The 17,479-nt window shown below is 68.6% G+C and carries 18 protein-coding genes; 16 read left to right on the top strand and 2 right to left on the bottom strand.

Going from position 1 to position 17,479, the window contains the following annotated elements; all coding sequences use genetic code 11:
• Positions 1–3: 3 nt before the first annotated feature.
• Positions 4–675, bottom strand: a complete 672-nt coding sequence (locus tag AC07VX_RS23635; protein ID WP_088484344.1) for a response regulator — start codon at positions 673–675, stop codon at positions 4–6.
• Between the two features lie 201 nt (positions 676–876).
• On the opposite strand from AC07VX_RS23635, the gene recA reads away from it, so the two are divergent.
• From recA to AC07VX_RS23715, 16 genes are all read left to right on the top strand, one after another.
• Positions 877–1,914, top strand: coding sequence for a recombinase RecA (gene recA / locus AC07VX_RS23640; RefSeq protein WP_493166927.1), 1,038 nt, complete (start codon positions 877–879; stop codon positions 1,912–1,914).
• 12 nt (positions 1,915–1,926) lie between these two features.
• Positions 1,927–2,433 (top strand): regulatory protein RecX, encoded by a 507-nt coding sequence (locus AC07VX_RS23645; RefSeq protein ID WP_493167099.1) that lies wholly within the window; start codon positions 1,927–1,929, stop codon positions 2,431–2,433.
• A gap of 174 nt (positions 2,434–2,607) precedes the next feature.
• Positions 2,608–3,183 (top strand): DUF2889 domain-containing protein, encoded by a 576-nt coding sequence (locus tag AC07VX_RS23650; RefSeq protein ID WP_493166926.1) that lies wholly within the window; start codon positions 2,608–2,610, stop codon positions 3,181–3,183.
• Positions 3,184–3,208: 25 nt separating this feature from the next.
• Positions 3,209–4,369, top strand: a complete 1,161-nt coding sequence (gene sucC, locus AC07VX_RS23655) for an ADP-forming succinate--CoA ligase subunit beta (RefSeq protein WP_493166925.1) — start codon at positions 3,209–3,211, stop codon at positions 4,367–4,369.
• Positions 4,370–4,390: 21 nt separating this feature from the next.
• Positions 4,391–5,284, top strand: a complete 894-nt coding sequence (gene sucD, locus AC07VX_RS23660; RefSeq protein ID WP_493166924.1) for a succinate--CoA ligase subunit alpha — start codon at positions 4,391–4,393, stop codon at positions 5,282–5,284.
• A gap of 131 nt (positions 5,285–5,415) precedes the next feature.
• The gene (locus AC07VX_RS23665) at positions 5,416–6,111 is read left to right on the top strand and encodes a TerC family protein (RefSeq protein ID WP_493166923.1); all 696 of its coding nucleotides are present in this window, start codon (positions 5,416–5,418) and stop codon (positions 6,109–6,111) included.
• A gap of 10 nt (positions 6,112–6,121) precedes the next feature.
• Entirely contained in the window at positions 6,122–7,261 is a 1,140-nt protein-coding gene (locus AC07VX_RS23670) for a serine/threonine-protein kinase (protein WP_493166922.1), read from the top strand.
• Positions 7,258–8,067 carry a Stp1/IreP family PP2C-type Ser/Thr phosphatase gene (locus AC07VX_RS23675; protein ID WP_493166921.1) on the top strand — a complete coding sequence of 270 codons (810 nt, stop codon included), beginning with the start codon at positions 7,258–7,260 and terminating at the stop codon, positions 8,065–8,067. Before AC07VX_RS23670 ends, AC07VX_RS23675 begins: the two co-directional genes overlap by 4 nt.
• A 37-nt stretch (positions 8,068–8,104) precedes the next feature.
• Positions 8,105–8,758, top strand: coding sequence for an FHA domain-containing protein (locus tag AC07VX_RS23680; RefSeq protein ID WP_493166920.1), 654 nt, complete (start codon positions 8,105–8,107; stop codon positions 8,756–8,758).
• Positions 8,759–9,033: 275 nt separating this feature from the next.
• On the top strand, positions 9,034–9,819 hold the full coding sequence (locus tag AC07VX_RS23685) for an MBL fold metallo-hydrolase (protein WP_493166919.1): 786 nt from the start codon (positions 9,034–9,036) through the stop codon (positions 9,817–9,819).
• A 238-nt stretch (positions 9,820–10,057) separates the two neighbouring features.
• Entirely contained in the window at positions 10,058–10,513 is a 456-nt protein-coding gene (locus tag AC07VX_RS23690; RefSeq protein ID WP_493166918.1) for a pilin, read from the top strand.
• A 147-nt stretch (positions 10,514–10,660) separates the two neighbouring features.
• Entirely contained in the window at positions 10,661–11,116 is a 456-nt protein-coding gene (locus AC07VX_RS23695) for a pilin (RefSeq protein ID WP_493166917.1), read from the top strand.
• A 111-nt stretch (positions 11,117–11,227) separates the two neighbouring features.
• On the top strand, positions 11,228–13,111 hold the full coding sequence (locus AC07VX_RS23700; protein WP_493183965.1) for a hypothetical protein: 1,884 nt from the start codon (positions 11,228–11,230) through the stop codon (positions 13,109–13,111).
• Positions 13,108–13,566, top strand: coding sequence for a GtrA family protein (locus AC07VX_RS23705; RefSeq protein WP_493166915.1), 459 nt, complete (start codon positions 13,108–13,110; stop codon positions 13,564–13,566). Before AC07VX_RS23700 ends, AC07VX_RS23705 begins: the two co-directional genes overlap by 4 nt.
• Positions 13,563–15,140, top strand: a complete 1,578-nt coding sequence (locus AC07VX_RS23710) for an NAD(P)/FAD-dependent oxidoreductase (RefSeq protein ID WP_493166914.1) — start codon at positions 13,563–13,565, stop codon at positions 15,138–15,140. Before AC07VX_RS23705 ends, AC07VX_RS23710 begins: the two co-directional genes overlap by 4 nt.
• Before the next feature lie 25 nt (positions 15,141–15,165).
• Positions 15,166–16,866 carry a PglL family O-oligosaccharyltransferase gene (locus AC07VX_RS23715; RefSeq protein ID WP_493166913.1) on the top strand — a complete coding sequence of 567 codons (1,701 nt, stop codon included), beginning with the start codon at positions 15,166–15,168 and terminating at the stop codon, positions 16,864–16,866.
• Here AC07VX_RS23715 and moaC read toward each other — a convergent pair.
• Positions 16,858–17,346, bottom strand: a complete 489-nt coding sequence (gene moaC, locus AC07VX_RS23720) for a cyclic pyranopterin monophosphate synthase MoaC (RefSeq protein ID WP_493166912.1) — start codon at positions 17,344–17,346, stop codon at positions 16,858–16,860. The two genes, AC07VX_RS23715 and moaC, sit on opposite strands and share 9 nt — an antisense overlap.
• Between the last annotated feature and the right edge of the window lie 133 nt (positions 17,347–17,479).

Raw genomic sequence — 17,479 nt, forward strand, 5'->3', positions numbered from 1 at the left:
CGATTAAGAGGCGATCTTTTCGAGGCAGTAGCCCAGGCCGCGCACGGTCGCGATGCGGATCGGCCCCTGCTCGATCTTCTTGCGCAGCCGGTGGATGTAGACCTCGATGGCGTTGTTCGACACCTCCTCGCCCCACTCGCACAGCCGCTCCACGAGCTGATCCTTGCTGACCAGGCGCCCCGCACGCTGCAGCAGCACCTCCAGCAGCGACAGTTCGCGCGCCGACAGCTCCAGCATCTGCTCATTGATGTAGGCGACGCGACCGGTGGCGTCGAAGGTCAGCGGCCCATGCTTGATGAGGCTGCTGGCCGTGCCCAGGCCGCGGCGCGTCAGTGCCCGCACACGCGCCTCCAGCTCCTGCAGCGAAAAGGGCTTGGCCATGTAGTCGTCGGCGCCCAGGTCCAGCCCCTTGACGCGCTGCTCGACGCTGTCGGCCGCGGTCAGGATCAGCACCGGCATCGTCGAGCCGCGGGCGCGCAGCTTGCGCAGCACCTCCAGCCCGTGCAGGCGCGGCAGGCCCAGGTCCAGGATCACCAGGTCGAACTCATGGGTTGCCAGCGCCGTATCGGCCTCGGTGCCGCTGCTGACCCGGTCCACGGCATAGCCCGAAGCGCGCAGCGCGCGCAACAGCCCGTCGGCCAGTACTTGATCATCTTCCGCAATGAGGATGCGCATCGTCTTGTCTCCTGCGCCGATGTTATGTGCCCAGGCCCCGTGGCCAGCTTGCGAAAGCGCAAGCCTGGCTCACGTCATGAGCCACCCGGCGCGCAAACTCTGCTCAATCCTGAGACGGCTCGCTGCCGCACATCGGGGGACAAACCACTGTACAAACATACAGATTGCCCCATAATTCAGCCATTCCCCACGGAGATTCGCATGGACGCCCCGGTCAAAGCCCTCAACACCGAAAAAGCCAAGGCCCTGCAGGCCGCCCTCGCCCAGATCGAAAAGCAGTTCGGCAAGGGTTCCATCATGCGCCTGGGTGAAGGCGAGGTCATCGAAGACATCCAGGTCGTCTCCACCGGCTCGTTGGGCCTGGACATCGCCCTGGGCGTCGGCGGCCTGCCGCGCGGCCGCGTCGTCGAGATCTACGGTCCGGAATCGTCCGGCAAGACGACGCTGACGCTGCAGGTCATCGCCGAGATGCAAAAGCTCGGCGGCACCGCCGCGTTCATCGACGCCGAGCACGCGCTCGACATCCAGTACGCGCAGAAGCTCGGCGTGAACCTGCAGGAGCTTCTGATCAGCCAGCCCGACACCGGCGAACAGGCGCTGGAGATCGTCGACGCGCTGGTGCGCTCCGGCTCGGTGGACCTCATCGTCGTCGACTCGGTCGCGGCCCTCACGCCCAAGGCCGAGCTCGAAGGCGAGATGGGCGACAGCCTGCCCGGCCTGCAGGCCCGCCTGATGAGCCAGGCCCTGCGCAAGCTCACCGCCACGATCAAGAAGACCAACTGCATGGTCATCTTCATCAACCAGATCCGCATGAAGATCGGCGTCATGTTCGGCTCGCCCGAAACGACCACCGGCGGCAACGCGCTGAAGTTCTACGCCTCCGTGCGCCTGGACATCCGCCGCATCGGCTCGATCAAGAAGGGCGAGGAAGTCATCGGCTCCGAGACCAAGGTCAAGGTTGTCAAGAACAAGGTCAGCCCTCCGTTCAAGACGGCCGAGTTCGACATCCTCTACGGTGAAGGCATCAGCCGCGAGGGCGAGATCGTCGATATGGGCGTGGTCGCCAAGATCGTCGACAAGTCCGGCGCCTGGTACGCCTACAACGGCGAGAAGATCGGCCAGGGCAAGGACAACGCCCGCGAATTCCTGCGCGAGAACCCCGACATCGCCCGCGAGATCGAGAACAAGATCCGTGAATCGCTGGGCGTGGCGTTGCTGAGCGCGCCGGCCGAGGAGTAAACCCGGCTGCCGCTGGTCATGGCGCGCGCGCCGCTATCGCTGAAGGCCCGCGCCATCGGCCTGCTAGCCCAGCGCGAGCACAGCCGCGTCGAACTCAGGCGCAAGTTGCTGAGCATCGAGCGCCGCGCGCGTGCGGCGTCCGCCGCTGCCGGCGCGGCAGACGCGCCTGAAGAAGAAGCCGCAGAAGCCGGCGAGGCCGCCATCGATGCGCTGCTCGACGCGCTCGCTGCGGCCGGTTACCTCGACGAAACACGCTTCATCGAGTCCCGTCTGCATGTTCGCGCCGGGCGGTTCGGTGTCCAGCGCATCCAGCAGGAACTGGCCCAGCACGGCCTGCGGCTGGACGCCCAGCAACAAACAGAACTGCGCGCCACCGAAATGGAGCGAGCCCGCGAGGTCTGGCTCAAACGCTTCGGCCCGGAGCCGGCCCGGAACGCCGCCGAGCAGGCGCGGCAGACCCGCTTCCTGCTGGCACGGGGGTTTTCCCCCGAAGTGGTGCGCCGCTTGCTGAGGGCCTAAGGGCCGCTTGACCGAGCGCGCAGGGGTAGTTTTTACCCTACGTGCTACATTGCCGGCTGCCGCCAGAACGGTGGTTCATCCGGTTACAAGCCATTGGCTTCTCGGCAAAGCGGCCGTGAGTGCCGATAAAAGCCGCCCCGGCACCGGCCGGGCTGTTCCGTCCACACCCCGTCCATGCCCCCCGCCATCCCGTCCGTCACGCGCCGCCCGCTTCATCGCCGCGCCCTCGATGTGCAGGTGTTCGCCCGCGATGACGGCCTGTTCGACGTCGAAGCCGGCCTTACCGATACCAAGACGCACGACGTGCCGCTGGCCGGCGTGCCGCGCAAGGCCGGCGACCCCATCCATGAGATGCGGCTGCATCTGACGGTCGACGCGACGCTGACCATCACCGCGGCCACGTCCGAGACGCTGTGGATGCCCTACGTCGGCGCGTGCAATGAGCACGGCGACGCCTATGCCCGGCTCGTCGGCCTGAACCTGATGAAAGGCTTCCGTCAGTCCGTCCAGGAACGATTGGCGGGCACGCGCGGCTGCACCCATCTGACGGAACTCTGCCAGGTGCTGCCCACCGCCGTCATCCAGGCCATGGCCGGCTCCGTCATCGACACCCGCGAGGGTGACGCCGCCGGCAACCCGCCCTTCCAGCTCGACCGCTGCCACGCCCTGCGTCGCGACGGCACCACCGTCGCCAAGTTCTATCCGCGCTGGCATCTGGCCATCCCAGAGTCCGCCGAAACCGCTTCCTGACTTCCCCGACCCGAGAGACCCAGCCATGAAAATCCACGAATACCAGGGCAAAGAAATCCTGCGCCAGTTCGGCGTGCCGGTGCCGCGCGGCATCCCGGCCTTCACCGTGCAGGAGGCCGTCGAGGCCGCCCAGAAGCTGGGTGGCCCGGTCTGGGTGGTCAAGGCCCAGATCCACGCCGGCGGCCGCGGCAAGGGCGGTGGCGTCAAGGTTGCCAAGACCATCGAAGACCTGAAGGAAAAGGCCGAAGGCATCCTGGGCATGCAGCTCAAGACCCACCAGACCGGTCCCGAAGGCCAGAAGGTCCGCCGCCTCTACATCGAGGACGGCGCCGACATCGGCAAGGAGTTCTACATCTCCCTGGTGACCGACCGCGCCACGCAAAAAGTGGCCTTCATCGCCTCCAGCGAAGGCGGCATGGACATCGAAGAGGTGGCCCACAGCACGCCCGAGAAGATCATCACGGAGATTATCGACCCGCTGACCGGCATCACCACCGAGCAGTCGAAGAAGATCGCCGCCGCCATCGGCATGGAAGGCCACACGGTCGACCAGGCCGTCGACCTGTTTGCGAAGCTCTACAAGTGCTACATGGACACGGACGCGTCGCTGGTGGAAATCAACCCGCTGAACCGTGACAGCAAGGGCAACCTGATGGCCCTGGACGCGAAGTTCAACTTCGACGCCAACGCGCTGTTCCGTCACCCCGAGATCGTGGCCTACCGCGATCTGGACGAAGAAGACCCGGCCGAGATCGAAGCGTCGAAGTTCGACCTGGCCTACATCTCGCTGGACGGCAACATCGGCTGCCTGGTGAACGGCGCTGGCCTGGCCATGGCCACGATGGACACCATCAAGCTGTTCGGCGGCGAGCCGGCCAACTTCCTGGACGTCGGCGGAGGCGCCACGGCCGAGAAGGTGACCGAGGCCTTCAAGATCATGCTGAAGAACAAGGCCGTGAAAGGCATCTTGGTCAACATCTTCGGCGGCATCATGAAGTGCGACACCATCGCTGAAGGCGTCATCACCGCCTGCAAGGCCGTGAACCTGCAAGTGCCGCTGGTCGTGCGCATGAAGGGCACCAACGAAGAGCTGGGCAAGAAGATGCTGGCCGAATCCGGCCTGCCCATCATCGCCGCCGACACCATGGCCGAAGCCGCGACCAAGATCGTCGCCGCCGTCGCCTAAGCCAGCCCAGAGGAATCAGACATGTCCATCTACATCAACAAAGACACCAAGGTCATCACCCAGGGCATCACCGGCAAGACCGGCCAGTTCCACACGCTGGGCTGCCAGGCCTATGCCAACGGCAAGAACGCCTTCGTCGCGGGCGTGAACCCCAAGAAGGCTGGCGAGAAATTCTCCGACATCCCCATCTACGCGACCGTCAAGGAAGCCGCTGGCCAGACCGGCGCGACCGTCTCGGTCATCTACGTGCCGCCTGCAGGCGCTGCTGCTGCGATCTGGGAAGCCGTCGAGGCCGACCTGGACCTGGCGATCTGCATCACCGAAGGCATCCCGGTCCGGGACATGCTGGAAGTGCGCAACAAGATGAAGGCCAAGGAAGCCGCTGGCGGCAAGCGCACGCTGCTGCTGGGCCCCAACTGCCCGGGCCTGATCACGCCGGAAGAAATCAAGATCGGCATCATGCCCGGCCACATTCACCGCAAGGGCCGCATCGGCGTGGTCTCGCGCTCCGGCACGCTGACCTATGAAGCCGTGGCGCAGCTGACCGAAATCGGCCTGGGCCAGTCGTCGGCGGTCGGCATCGGTGGCGACCCGATCAACGGCCTCAAGCACATCGACGTGATGAAGGCCTTCAACGATGACCCGGACACCGACGCCGTCATCATGATCGGCGAGATCGGCGGCCCGGACGAGGCGGAAGCCGCCCGCTGGTGCAAGGCCAACATGAAGAAGCCCATCGTCGGCTTCATCGCCGGCGTCACCGCCCCTCCGGGCAAGCGCATGGGCCACGCCGGCGCGCTGATCGCCGGCGGCGCCGACACGGCCGATGCCAAGCTCGCCATCATGGAAGAGTGCGGCTTCACCGTGACGCGCAACCCGTCCGAGATGGGCAAGCTGCTCAAGGCACTGCTCTAAACCCGCCTCGCGCAGCTGACCGAGGGCCGTTCGCAGAACGGCCCTTTTCCTTTTTGCGGCCTGCGTAGTTGCACGCAGGCGCGGCCCACCCGGGCGGACCGACACTCGGGCCGTCAACCCCCGCTCCTGCCATGGATTTGCTGAACGCCGCCTTCTTCATCGCGCTGCTGAAGATCATCTGGGTCAACATCCTGCTGTCCGGCGACAACGCGGTCGTCATCGCGCTGGCCGCGCGCAACCTCGCCGCCGACCAGCAAAAGCGCGCCATCATCTTCGGCAGCGGCGCCGCCATCGTGCTGCGAGTGGTGCTGACGCTGTTCGCCGTGCAGCTGCTGCAGCTGCCCTGGCTCAAGCTGGTCGGCGCCGTGCTGCTGCTGTGGATCGGCGTCCAGCTGCTCGCCGACAGCGAGGACGACGCCGAGGTGCATGCCAGCAACAGCGTCTGGGTGGCCATCCGCACCATCCTGGTCGCCGACCTGGTCATGAGCCTGGACAACGTCATCGCCGTCGCGGCCGCCGCCAACAGCGCCCCCGAAGGTGCCCGCGTGCTACTGCTCGTCATCGGCCTGGGCCTGTCCATCCCCCTCATCATCTTCGGCAGCACCCTGCTGCTGAAGCTGATGCAGCGCTTCCCGGCCATCATCACGATGGGTGCGGCGCTGCTGGGCTTCGTGGCCGGCGAGATGGCGACGACCGACGCTGCCGTGCACGACTGGTTCGAGGCCCACATGCATGGCCTGGACTACGCGGTCAGCATCAGCTGCGCGGTCTTCGTCGTGGCCGTCGGCCTGGCCCTCGCCCGCCGCGGCAAGCGCGAGGCGCCCTAAGATCGGCCGCATGGCAAGCGGCGACAAACCCGGCAAGGCCGGCGGCTTCTGGCAGCGCCTCATCGGTCGTGTGGTCGATGCGGACGATGCGCCGCCCAGCGAGCCCTCGACGCTGCCGGCCGTGCAGCAGACCCAGGCACCGGGCGCCTCGCCGCCCCAGGCCAAGGGCGGCACGCCGCCGGATCTGCGCGATTTCGACATCGGGGCCGAGATTGGCCGCGGTGCCATGGCCGTCGTCTACAAGGCCACGCAGCGCTCCACCGGGCGCCAGGTGGCGATCAAGCGCCTGGCGCTGAGCCGCGAGTTCTCGTCCGAGGATCTGGCCGACGTGCGCGACCGCTTCATGCGCGAGGCGCGTGCGGCGCGTGCGCTGGAACACCCCGACATCCTGCAGGTCGTCGACGCCGGGCAGGACGGCAACGACGCATGGATCGCCCTCGAGTACGTGCTGGGCCGCGACCTCAGCCTGTTCACCAAGCCCGGTCAGCTGCTGCCGGCGCGCGAGGTGGTGCAAATCGGGGCCCGTCTGGCACGGGCGCTGCACTATGCCCACAGCCAGGGCGTTATCCACCGCGACATCAAGCCCGCCAACGTCATGCTGGACCGCGTCAACGGCAGCCTCAAGCTGATGGATTTCGGCATCGCCCGCGTCGGCGACGGCAGCCGCACGCGCACCGGGCTGGTTCTCGGCACGCCATCCTTCATGTCGCCCGAGCAGCTTGCCGGACTGACGGTGGACGGCCGCAGCGACCTCTATTCCCTCGGCGTGCTGCTCTACCAGCTGCTGACCGGCACCTTGCCGCACCAGAGCGACTCCATGGCCCGGCTGATGCAGCAGATCGCCACCGAGCCCGCCGCCGACGTGCGCACCCACCGCCCGGGCCTGCCGGAATCGCTGGCCCTGGTGCTGGCCGTCGCCCTCGAAAAGCGCCCTGAGCTGCGCTACGCCTCCGGCGAGCAGATGGCGCGCGACCTCGAAGCCGTCCTCGTCATGGCCCTGCAGGCCGAGCCGGCCTTGCCCGAGGCCGTCAAGTCCCCGGAGGATGCCGCCTTCGCACAAACACTGCGCTTGACGCCCGAGGAAGCAGGGCAGAATCGCCGCTCCCATGCCCCCGGCGCCGAGCCGTCCGATCCCTCTCAAGCCTCATGACCCTGGAGTTCTTCAGCGCCACCGACGTGGGTCGTGCGCGCGACAACAACGAGGACTCGGTCGCCCTCGACGAGGCTGCCGGCCTGGCCGTGCTGGCCGACGGCATGGGGGGCTACAACGCCGGTGAGGTGGCCAGCCAGATGCTGACCAGCTTCGTCGCCACCGAACTCGGCCGCTGGCTGAAGGACGCCGGCCGTGAAGCCCGCGCCGGCGAAGTCAAGCGCGCCATGGACATCTGCGTGGACAACGCCAATCGCGCGATATTCAACGCCGCCAACACCAACCCACGCTACGCCGGCATGGGCACGACGCTGGTGCTGGGCGTCTTCCGCCCCGAAGGCCTGCTGCTGGGCCATGTCGGCGACTCGCGGGCCTACCGCCTGCGCGGCGGGCGCCTGATGCAGGTCACGCGCGACCATTCCCTGCTGCAGGAACAGATCGACGCCGGCCTGCTGACCGTCGAAGAGGCGGCCTTCTCCAGCAACAAGAACCTCGTCACGCGCGCCGTCGGCGTCGAAGACACGGTGCTGATGGAGCTGCATCTGCACGAAGTCCAACCCGGCGACACCTATCTGCTGTGCTCCGACGGCCTGTCCGACATGCTCGACGACGACAGCCTCGCCAACCTGCTCAACGGCAATCCGGCCTTGCCCGAAGCTGCACGTGCGCTGGTCAACGCGGCCAATGACGCCGGCGGGCGCGATAACATCGCGCTCATCCTGGCCCGCGCCGAGGGCCGCCAACGTACTGAAGGACGAGGCTGGTGGCCTTTCGGTCGACGTGGCGGCAAGGACTCCGTTGCCTGAAGAGTCGCGGCAAGCACAACAGAACTTGAGGTCATACATGGGCAAACTGGTGGTGTCGCTCGACGGCGTGGTGATCAAGGAAGTCCAGATCACCAAGGACAAGACCACGCTCGGTCGGCGTCCGTACAACGACATCGTCATCGACAACCTCGCGGTGTCGGGCGAACACGCCGTGCTGCAGATGGTCGGCGCCGACGTCTTCATCGAAGACCTCAACTCCACCAACGGCACCTACATCAACGGCAAGGCGATCAAGAAGCAGTTGCTGGCCGACAACGACACCGTCGAGATCGGCAAGTACAAGATCAAGTTCCTGCTGAACGACGGTGGCGACTACGAGAAGACGATGATCCTCAAGCCCGGGGCCGGCGCACCGCCCAACCTGGGCCTCACCTCGTCCTTCGGCTCGCTGGGCAACGGCACCGTCATCGGCCCGGCCTCCATCAAGGTACTGACCGGCGCAGCCGCCGGCCGCGAGGTGGCGCTGACCAAGGTCGTCACGACGCTGGGCAAGCCCGGCGTGCAGGTCGCCTCCATCACCAAGCGCCCCACCGGCTACGTCTTCGCCCATGTCGAGGGCGCCCAGCGCCCCAGCGTCAACGGCATCCCGCTGACGGGCGAATCGATTGCATTGCGCACCGGCGACCTGATCGAGCTGGCCGGCACGCAGATGCAGTTCATCCAGGGGTAACGAACCTCCCCCTGCGGCATTCGGCAGGAACAGGGAGTCCTCAGCGCTCCTGATGTCCGGCTCCAGCCCTCTCAAGGGGCTATGCCGGCCGCCCGGCAGAGCTGGATCGGCGGGAGTTGCCGGAGGGAGCAGCCGGCTTAGCGGCTGCTGTGACATCCTCACGGAGCGGATGCCCCCAAGTCGGTAATCCGACCGTCATACGGCGCCGGGGGCTGCGTACATTCTTGGCTCTGCCTCGCCCGACGCGCGGCACCTCAATCCGAGCCACGCACCGCATGAACATCCGCGTCCTGGGCTGCTCCGGCGCCATTGCCGCCGGCTACAAGACCACCGCCTTCCTGCTCGACGACGATGTCCTCATCGACGCCGGCACCGGCGTGGGCGACCTGCCGCTGGATGCCCTGGCGGCCATCGACCACATCCTGCTCAGCCACTCCCACCTGGACCACGTGCTGGGCATCCCGCTGCTGGCCGACGCCGTGCTGCGCCTGCGCGTCGCGGCCGGCCGCCCCCCCATCCAGGTCCATGCGCTGCCCGAGACGCTGCAGGCGCTGCGCCAGCATGTCTTCAACGGCGTGATCTGGCCCGACTTCACCGCGCTGCCGACGGCCAAGGCCCCGGTGCTGTCCCTGCATGCCTTCCAGATCGGCGAGCGCCTGAACCTCGGCGGCCGCGCCATCGAGGTGCTGCCGGCGGTGCACACCGTCCCTGCCGTCGGCTTCGCCGTGGACGCCGGCCCTGCCGGCGGCCATGCCCACTGGGTCTTCACCGGCGACACCGGCCCCAACCCGGCCCTGTGGCGCCGGCTGGCCGACCTGCGCCTGTCCCACCTCGTCATCGAGACCGCCTTCAGCGACGACGAGGCCGAGGTCGCACATGTCAGCCAGCACCTCTGCCCAAGTGAGCTGGGCCATGAACTGACCCAGCTGGCCGGCAGCGTCGATGTGCGCATCACCCACATCAAGCCGGGCGAGGTCGAGGCCGTCATGCAGGGCGTGCAGGCCCTGAACAGCCCGCATCGCATCAGCGCGCTGCAGGCGGGGCAGGAGATGCGGCTCTGAGTCCGCCCACCCCGTCGCCGGCGCCTTCGAGGCGCCTTTTTTACGCCTGACGTTTCTCGGCCCGACGAGCCGTCATGACAGAACCTGTCAGCCCAAAGTGACGTTTTTTGTCAGCCGACGCCATCTGGAATCCCGATTCGTGTGCTTTTGCACGGGCCGACCGTGCTCGGAGGGCTGGCACGCCCCCTGCATTCAGGGGGTGAGCCCTCCTCCCACTCACTTTCGCCGGAGCAATGACATGAACCTGAAAGCACGCGCCCAACAAGGCTTCACCCTGATCGAACTGATGATCGTCGTGGCCATCATCGGCATCCTGGCTGCGGTCGCGATCCCGCAGTACAAGGACTACACCGCCAAGGCCAAGGCCGGCAACGCCATCGTCGCCATCGACTCCTTCAAGAACGCCGTGGCCCTGTGCGGCCAGGAAGAAGGCGCGCTGACCAACTGCAACCAGGCCGGCATCCTGAGCGCCGCCACCTTCACCCCGACCAACGAAGTCGCCTCCGCCACCATCACCGGCTCCGGCGTCATCACGCTGACCTTCGCCGCCGCTTCCAAGGTCGGTAACGACCTGGGTGGCAAGACGATCACCTTCACGCCCACGCTCGGCAACTCCGCCGTCAACTGGACGATTGTGACCAACGTCACCGCCCCGGTGCTGAAGCAGGCCATCGAGAAGAACTCGTACTCCTGATCGGCTGACCGCCCGATGGACAGGGGCCCTGGCCCCTGTTTTTTTAGGCTGTGGTGCGTACGGGCCAACTGAGCGCAAAAAGCTGGCACGGCACCTGCATCCACCAAGTTCGTCTTCACTTCCATTCACTCTTGCTGGAGTCCTGATATGAATCTCAAAGCACGCGCCCAACAAGGCTTCACCCTGATCGAACTGATGATCGTCGTGGCCATCATCGGCATCCTGGCTGCGGTCGCGATCCCGCAGTACAAGGACTACACCGCCAAGGCCAAGGTCGGCAACGCCATCGTTGCCATCGACTCCTTCAAGAACGCCGTGGCCCTGTGCGGCCAGGAAGAAGGCGCGCTGACCAACTGCAACCAGGCCGGCATCCTGAGCGCCGCCACCTTCACCCCGACCAACGAAGTCGCCTCCGCCACCATCACCAGCACCGGCATCATCACGCTGACCTTCGCCGCTGCTTCCAAGGTCGGTAACGACCTGGGCGGCCAGACGGTCACCTTCACGCCCACGCTCGGCAACTCCGCCGTCAACTGGACGATCTCCACCAGCGTCACCGCGCCGGTGCTGAAGCAGGCCATCGAGAAGAACTCCTACTCTTGATCTGCAAGCGCTGACCGCAAAACAGGGGCTTCGGCCCCTGTTTTTCTTGGCCGTCGGCACGCGACAGAGGGCCGCCGTCACGCAGAATTCGTTCCCTTGTCCTCCCCCGCAATGCAACGAATCCCGAGACCACCTGCGCTGGTGGTCGGTCTGGTCGGCTCGGCCCTGTACCTGCTCGCCCGCGGCTATGAAGGCCTGCAGCACGACGGCATCCTCTACAGCGGCCAGGCCCTCGTGCGCGGCCGCGTGCCGGTCCTGCGGGCCGACCCCTTCTTCAGCGGCGGCTCCCAGGACGCCTTCTCGCTGTACTCCGTCCTCATCGCCCCGCTCTACGAACTGTGGGGGCTGAACGCGACCCACCAGGCCCTGCTCCTGCTCGGGCTGGCCGGCACGGCGCTTGCCGTGCTCGCCCTGCTGCGCAGCCTCGGTCTGCGGACCTGGGCGCCCTGGGGCCTGCTGGCCGTGGCCGTGCTGTCGCCGCTGTACGGCGGCATGCGCATCTTCAGTTACACCGAGCCCTTCCTCACCGCGCGCAGCCTGGCCGAGCCCCTCGTGCTCGTCAGCCTGATGGTCGGCGTGCAGGGCCGCCTGGGGCTGGCCCTGGCCCTGCAGATCCTGGCCCTGGCCCTGCACCCGCTGATGACCCTGCCCGCGATCGCCATGACCTGGATGCTCGCCGTCGGCGAGAACAGACGCTGGTTGTGGGCCCTGGCGCTGCTGCCCGCGCTGCTGCTGCCGGCGGCCTGGGGCGTGCCGCCGATGGACCGGCTGCTGCAGTTCTACGACCCGTCCTGGTGGTCGCTCGTCGCGGGCGTCAACCGCCAGGTCCTGCTGACCAACTGGGACTTGCGCGACTGGTGGAGCGTGCTGGCCGACGCCGGCGTGCTGGCCTGCGCGATGGCCTTGTTCGCACCGGGCGAGCGGCGCCGGCGCTTCGTCGCGGCCGTGCTGGCGAGCACCGCCCTGCTGCTCATGCTGAGCTGCGTCGGCACGGTGCTGCTGCACAGCGTGCTGGTCACGCAGATACAGCCCTGGCGAGTGCTGTGGCTGACCCATCTGCTGGCCGTCGCGCTGGCCCCCTTCGTGCTGTGGAAGTTCTGGCAGCGCCAGGGGATGTGGCGTCTGACGGCGGCCTTCATCGTGCTGGCGCTGCTGGACGCCCAGTCCAGCCCCGGCTACGGCGGCCCGCTGTTGCTGGGCGGGCTGCTCAGCGCGACCCTGGCGTGGCGCGGCGTGACGGTGTCGCGAGCCGTGCTCCACCTGCTGCTCGGCCTGTGCCTGCTAGCCATCCTCGGCTACAGCGGGGCACACCTGGCACTGCAGTTGCAGCGCATCGCGTGGCTGCAGCCCCACGCCGGCCTCGTGTCGCGCGCGGCGCGCGTGGCCACCGAGCCCCTGCTCGCCGTCGCCATGGCCGCGTTGCTATGGGTCTTGGCCTCACGCGGCGCCTGGGCCCGGCGCACGGCCCTGGCGGCCGGCGGGCTCGGCCTGTGCCTGGCGGTCGCGGCCTGGGATCGCCGGGACGAGTTCTCGACGCTCGTCGAAGCCTCGCCGCCCCGCCCGCCGTTCACCGCCCTCATCCCCACGGCCGCGACGGTGTACTGGCCGGACAACCTCGGCGCGGTCTGGGCCCTGCTGGGCCGCGCCAGCCACTTCTCGCGGCTGCAGAGCGCAGGCATGCTGTTCAGCCGCACGACGGCCCAGACCCTCGCCCCGCTGCGCCAGGCCTACCGGCACATCGACGAGGCCCGCGAGCAGTGCGAGATGGGCGCAGCCCTGGGTGGAGCCCGGGAGGCCCTGGCCGCCTGCGCCACGCCGCGCATGGAGCTGATCGCCGAGCTCTGCGGACAGGCCGTGCACCCGGACTTCATGGTCTTCGGCACGCCCCTGCCCGTACCGCCCCTGTCCGTCCTGACGACGGGGGCGTCGCGCTTCTCCCTCTACGCTTGCCGGCAGTTCCAGCCGCCCGCCGCCACCGGGAACGCCGCGCCATGACGCCGCTCACCGCCTCCGCCACGCCCTCCCCCGCCGGCCGCCCACCGCTGCCGGCGCGGCTGCTTGCGGTCTGGCGCGAGGGCTGGCGATACGGTGTCACCAGTGCCGTGGCGCTGGCGGCCGACACCGCCGCCTATGCCCTGGCCTACCGGTCCGGGGCACCGCTGGCCATCGCCATTGCCCTCGGTTTCGCCGTCGGCCTGACGGTCGCCTATGCGGGCAGCGTGATCTGGGTCTTCCACCAGCACCGCCTGCGCGACCGCCGCGCAGAATTCGCTGCCTTCGCCCTGATCGGCCTGCTGGGCCTGCTGCTGACACAGGCCAGCCTCTGGTGGCTGGTGAGCCGGCACCAGTGGTCGCCCGTGCCGGCCAAGCTGCTGACCGCCGTGGGCGTTTTCGCCTTCAACTTCACGCTGCGCAAGCTGCTGCTGTTCTCGCGCCCGATGCCCCGATGACCACCACCTCCCCTTCCGCCCTGATCATCGGCGCCGGCCCCGCCGGCCTCACCGCCGGCCTGGAGCTGCTGCGCGCGGGCTACCCGCAGGTGACGATCCTGGAGGCCACCGACGCCATCGGCGGCATCTCCAAGACGGTCAACTACAAGGGCAACCGCATCGACATCGGCGGCCACCGCTTCTTCTCCAAGTCCGACTGGGTCATGGACTGGTGGCGCGGCGTGCTGCCGGTCGCCAGGCCCGCGGGCGGCAGCAGCGACACTCGCCTGGCCTACCAGGGCCAGCAGCGCCTGCTCGGCAGCCACGCGGCCACGGCCAGCGAGGCGGACGACGAGGTGATGCTGATCCGCAGCCGCCAGTCGCGCATCTATTTCGGCGGCAACTTCTTCGACTACCCGCTCAAGCCCGGCCTGGACCTGGTGCGCAACATGGGCCTCGCGCGCTGCCTGCAGTTCGCCGGCAGCTACATGGCCGCCGCGGCCCGGCCCATCAAGCCCGAGCAGACGTTGGAAGATTTCTTCATCAACCGCTTCGGCCGCCAGCTCTATCTGCAGTTCTTCAAGGACTACACCGAGAAGGTCTGGGGCGTGCCCTGCCGCGACATCAGCGCCGACTGGGGCGCGCAGCGCATCAAGAGCCTGTCCATCGGCAGCGCCGCGAAGCAGGCGCTGAAGAAGATCGTCACCGGCAGCACCGACACCCAGCACACCTCGCTGATTGAGAGCTTCCTCTACCCCAAGTACGGCCCCGGCCAGATGTGGGAAACCGCGGCGCGCGAGTTCGAGCGCCTGGGCGGGCAGCTGCTGCGCGGCCTGAGCGTGGACGAGATCCACCGCGAGGACCGGCGCGTGACGCGCGTGCTGGCACGCGACGAGGTCGGCCAGCGGCTGGCCTTCGACGCCGGCGCCGTCGTCTCGACCATGCCCATCCGCGAGCTCGCCCAGGCCCTGCGCCCCGCGGCCGACGCACCGGCCCTGGCCATCGCGTCCGGCCTCGAATACCGCGACTTCATCACCGTCGGCCTGCTCTACCGCCGCATGAGCGCCAAGGTCGCCGGCAAGGCCCGCCACGTGAGCGACAACTGGATCTACATCCAGGAACCCGGCGTCAAGGTCGGCCGCGTGCAGGTCTTCAACAACTGGAGCCCCTACATGGTGGCCGACCCCGACACGGTCTGGCTCGGCCTGGAGTTCTTCGCCCGCGACGACGACGCGCTGTGGGCCATGAGCGAGGACGCGCTGAAGGCGCTGGCCGTGCGCGAGATGCAGCAACTGGGCCTGGCCGACGAGACCGAGCTGCTCGACGCCACCGTGCTGCGCCAGCCCAAGGCCTATCCCGGCTACTTCGGCGCGGCCTTCCAGCGCTTCGACGAACTGCGCACCTGGCTGGACGGCCTGGACAACCTCTACCTGTGCGGCCGCAACGGCATGCACCGCTACAACAACCAGGACCACTCCATGCTGTCCGCGCGCCTGGCCGCGCAGGCCATCATGAACGGCGGCGCCGGCCGCGACGCGATCTGGGCCGTCAACATCGACGACGACTATCACGAGGAAGCCGAGACCAGGCGCTGAGGCTGCCGTGCCATCATCCGCGCCCATGTCTGCCGCGACGTCCTCCTCCCATCCCCAGGCCGCCCTGCTCGGCCTCGTCATCGCCGCCGCCCTGCCACCGCTGCTGGCCTTCAACCAGACGCCGGCCGCCACGCTCTACAACCAGCTGCTCGCCCTGGCCGGATGGGGGCTGGCACTGCTGCTGTGGGCCCGGATGACTCCCGGCTGGCGCGACGGCCTGAAGAGCCCCGCCGCCATCGCCCTGGCGCTGCTGGTCGTCGCGCCGCTGAGCTCCGTGCTCTGGCGCGACCTGCCCGCCTCGCTCGGCCTGGGCGCCGCCGCCATCCTCGGCGCCGGCCTGGCCGTGCTGCTGGTGGCGCAGGGCCTGCCGCGCGGCCTGCGCGCCGCCGCCGGCGAGGCCCTGTGCTGGGGCCTGCTCGCGGCCGGCCTGGCCAGCATCGCCATCAGCCTGGTGCAGGTCTTCGCGCCCGGCTGGGCCGACGGCAGCCTCATCGCCCGCTCGGGCATCCCGGGCCGCGCCGTCAGCAATCTGCGTCAGCCCAACCACCTGGCCAGCCTGATGATGTGGGCCTCGGTTGCGGCCGTCTTCATCACCGAGCGGCGCGGCTGGCGCTGGCTTCTCGCGCCGCTGCTGTTCGCCTGTGTCTTCACCGTCGTGCTGAGCGCCTCGCGCACCGGCTTCATCGGCATCGCCATGCTGGCCATCTGGGGGCTCGTCGACCGCAAACTCTCGCGCAGCGCCCGCCTGGCCCTGCTGGCAACGCCGCTGATGCTGGGCCTCGCCTGGTGGCTGATGGCGCAGTGGTCGGCCGAGGGCCATGCCTTCGGCGCCGCCTCGCGCCTGTCCGAAGGCGCCGGCTCGCCGTCGCGCTTGGCCATCCTGCGCAATGCCTGGGCGCTGACGCTCGCCAACCCGCTGCTGGGCGTCGGCTGGGGCGAGTTCAATTTCGCCTGGAGCCTGACACCCTTCCCGACGCGCCCCATCGCCTTCTTCGACCACACCCATAACCTGCCCTCGCAGCTCGCCGTCGAGCTCGGCCTGCCCTGGGCCGGCGCCGTGCTGGCCCTGCTCGGCTGGGCGCTGTGCAGGGCCTGGCGCGGCGCGGCGCGCGCGGCCGATGACGCGCCGCTGCGCCGCGCGGCGCTGATGATCGTGCTGACCATCGCACTACACAGCCTGCTGGAGTACCCGCTCTGGTACGCTTACTTCCTGCTGCCGGCCTGCTTCGCCTTCGGCCTGGCATTGCCGGCCGACGCGCCCGCCACGCCGGCGCCGGCGCGTCCCTGGCAGGTCGTCGGCGCCCTGCTGGTCGCGGGCAGCCTCTTCGCCGTCTGGGACTACCAGCGCATCGTCGTCATCTACGCCCCGACCGAGGATGCCGCGCCGCTGAACCAGCGCATCGCCACCGGCCAGCGCTCGGTCTTCTTCAGCCACCAGGCCGACTACGCCGCCGCCACCAGCTTTCCGCCCGGCAAGCTGGCCCTCGCGGCCACGCGCCGCACGGCCTTCAGCCTGATCGACGCGCGGCTGCTGATGCACTGGTCGCGCTCGCTGGAGGCCACCGGCGACACGGAGGGTGCGCGCTTCTTGGCCGACCGGCTGCGGGAGTTCCGCAACCCGACGGGCGACACCTGGTTCTCGGCCTGCGCCGAAGCCGCCTCGGCACCCGAGATGCCGCAATGCCAGCCGGCCTCAGGCGTGCGGGACTGGCGGACGCTACGCTGACTCGGCGGCGTGCCACTCGCCCGACTTGCCGCCCTGCTTCTCCAGCACGCGCACGTTGCCAATGACCATGCCGCGGTCGGCAGCCTTGCACATGTCGTAGATAGTGAGCAGGCCCACCTGCACGGCGCACAGAGCCTCCATCTCCACGCCCGTGCGTCCCAGCGTCTCCACCTGGGCGCGGCACAGCACGCGGCTACCCGCCTCGTCGAACTCGAAGTCCACCGCCACGCGCGTGATCGGCAGCGGGTGGCACAGCGGCACCAGGTCGCTGCAGCGCTTGGCGCCCTGGATGGCGGCGATGCGCGCAACGCCCAGCACGTCGCCCTTCTTGGCCGTGCCGCTGGCGATCAGCGCGAAGGTGGCGGGCTGCATGCGGATCTCGCCGGCGGCGACGGCGACGCGGTGGGTCTCGGCCTTGGCCGACACGTCCACCATGTGGGCCTGGCCCTGGGCGTCGAAATGGGTGAGAGGGTTGCTCATGTCGTCCATCGGTTTGCGTCTGTCGGGCCGAGCGCCGGGCTGCTCCCAAGCCGACCCGCGCCGGCGATGTGCTGGCGGCTCAATGCCGCAAGCGTCGCCGTCCCCTCGGGGGGCCGCGCAGATGCGCTCGCGT

Source organism: Roseateles sp. GW821-FHT03B02, assembly GCF_059421025.1.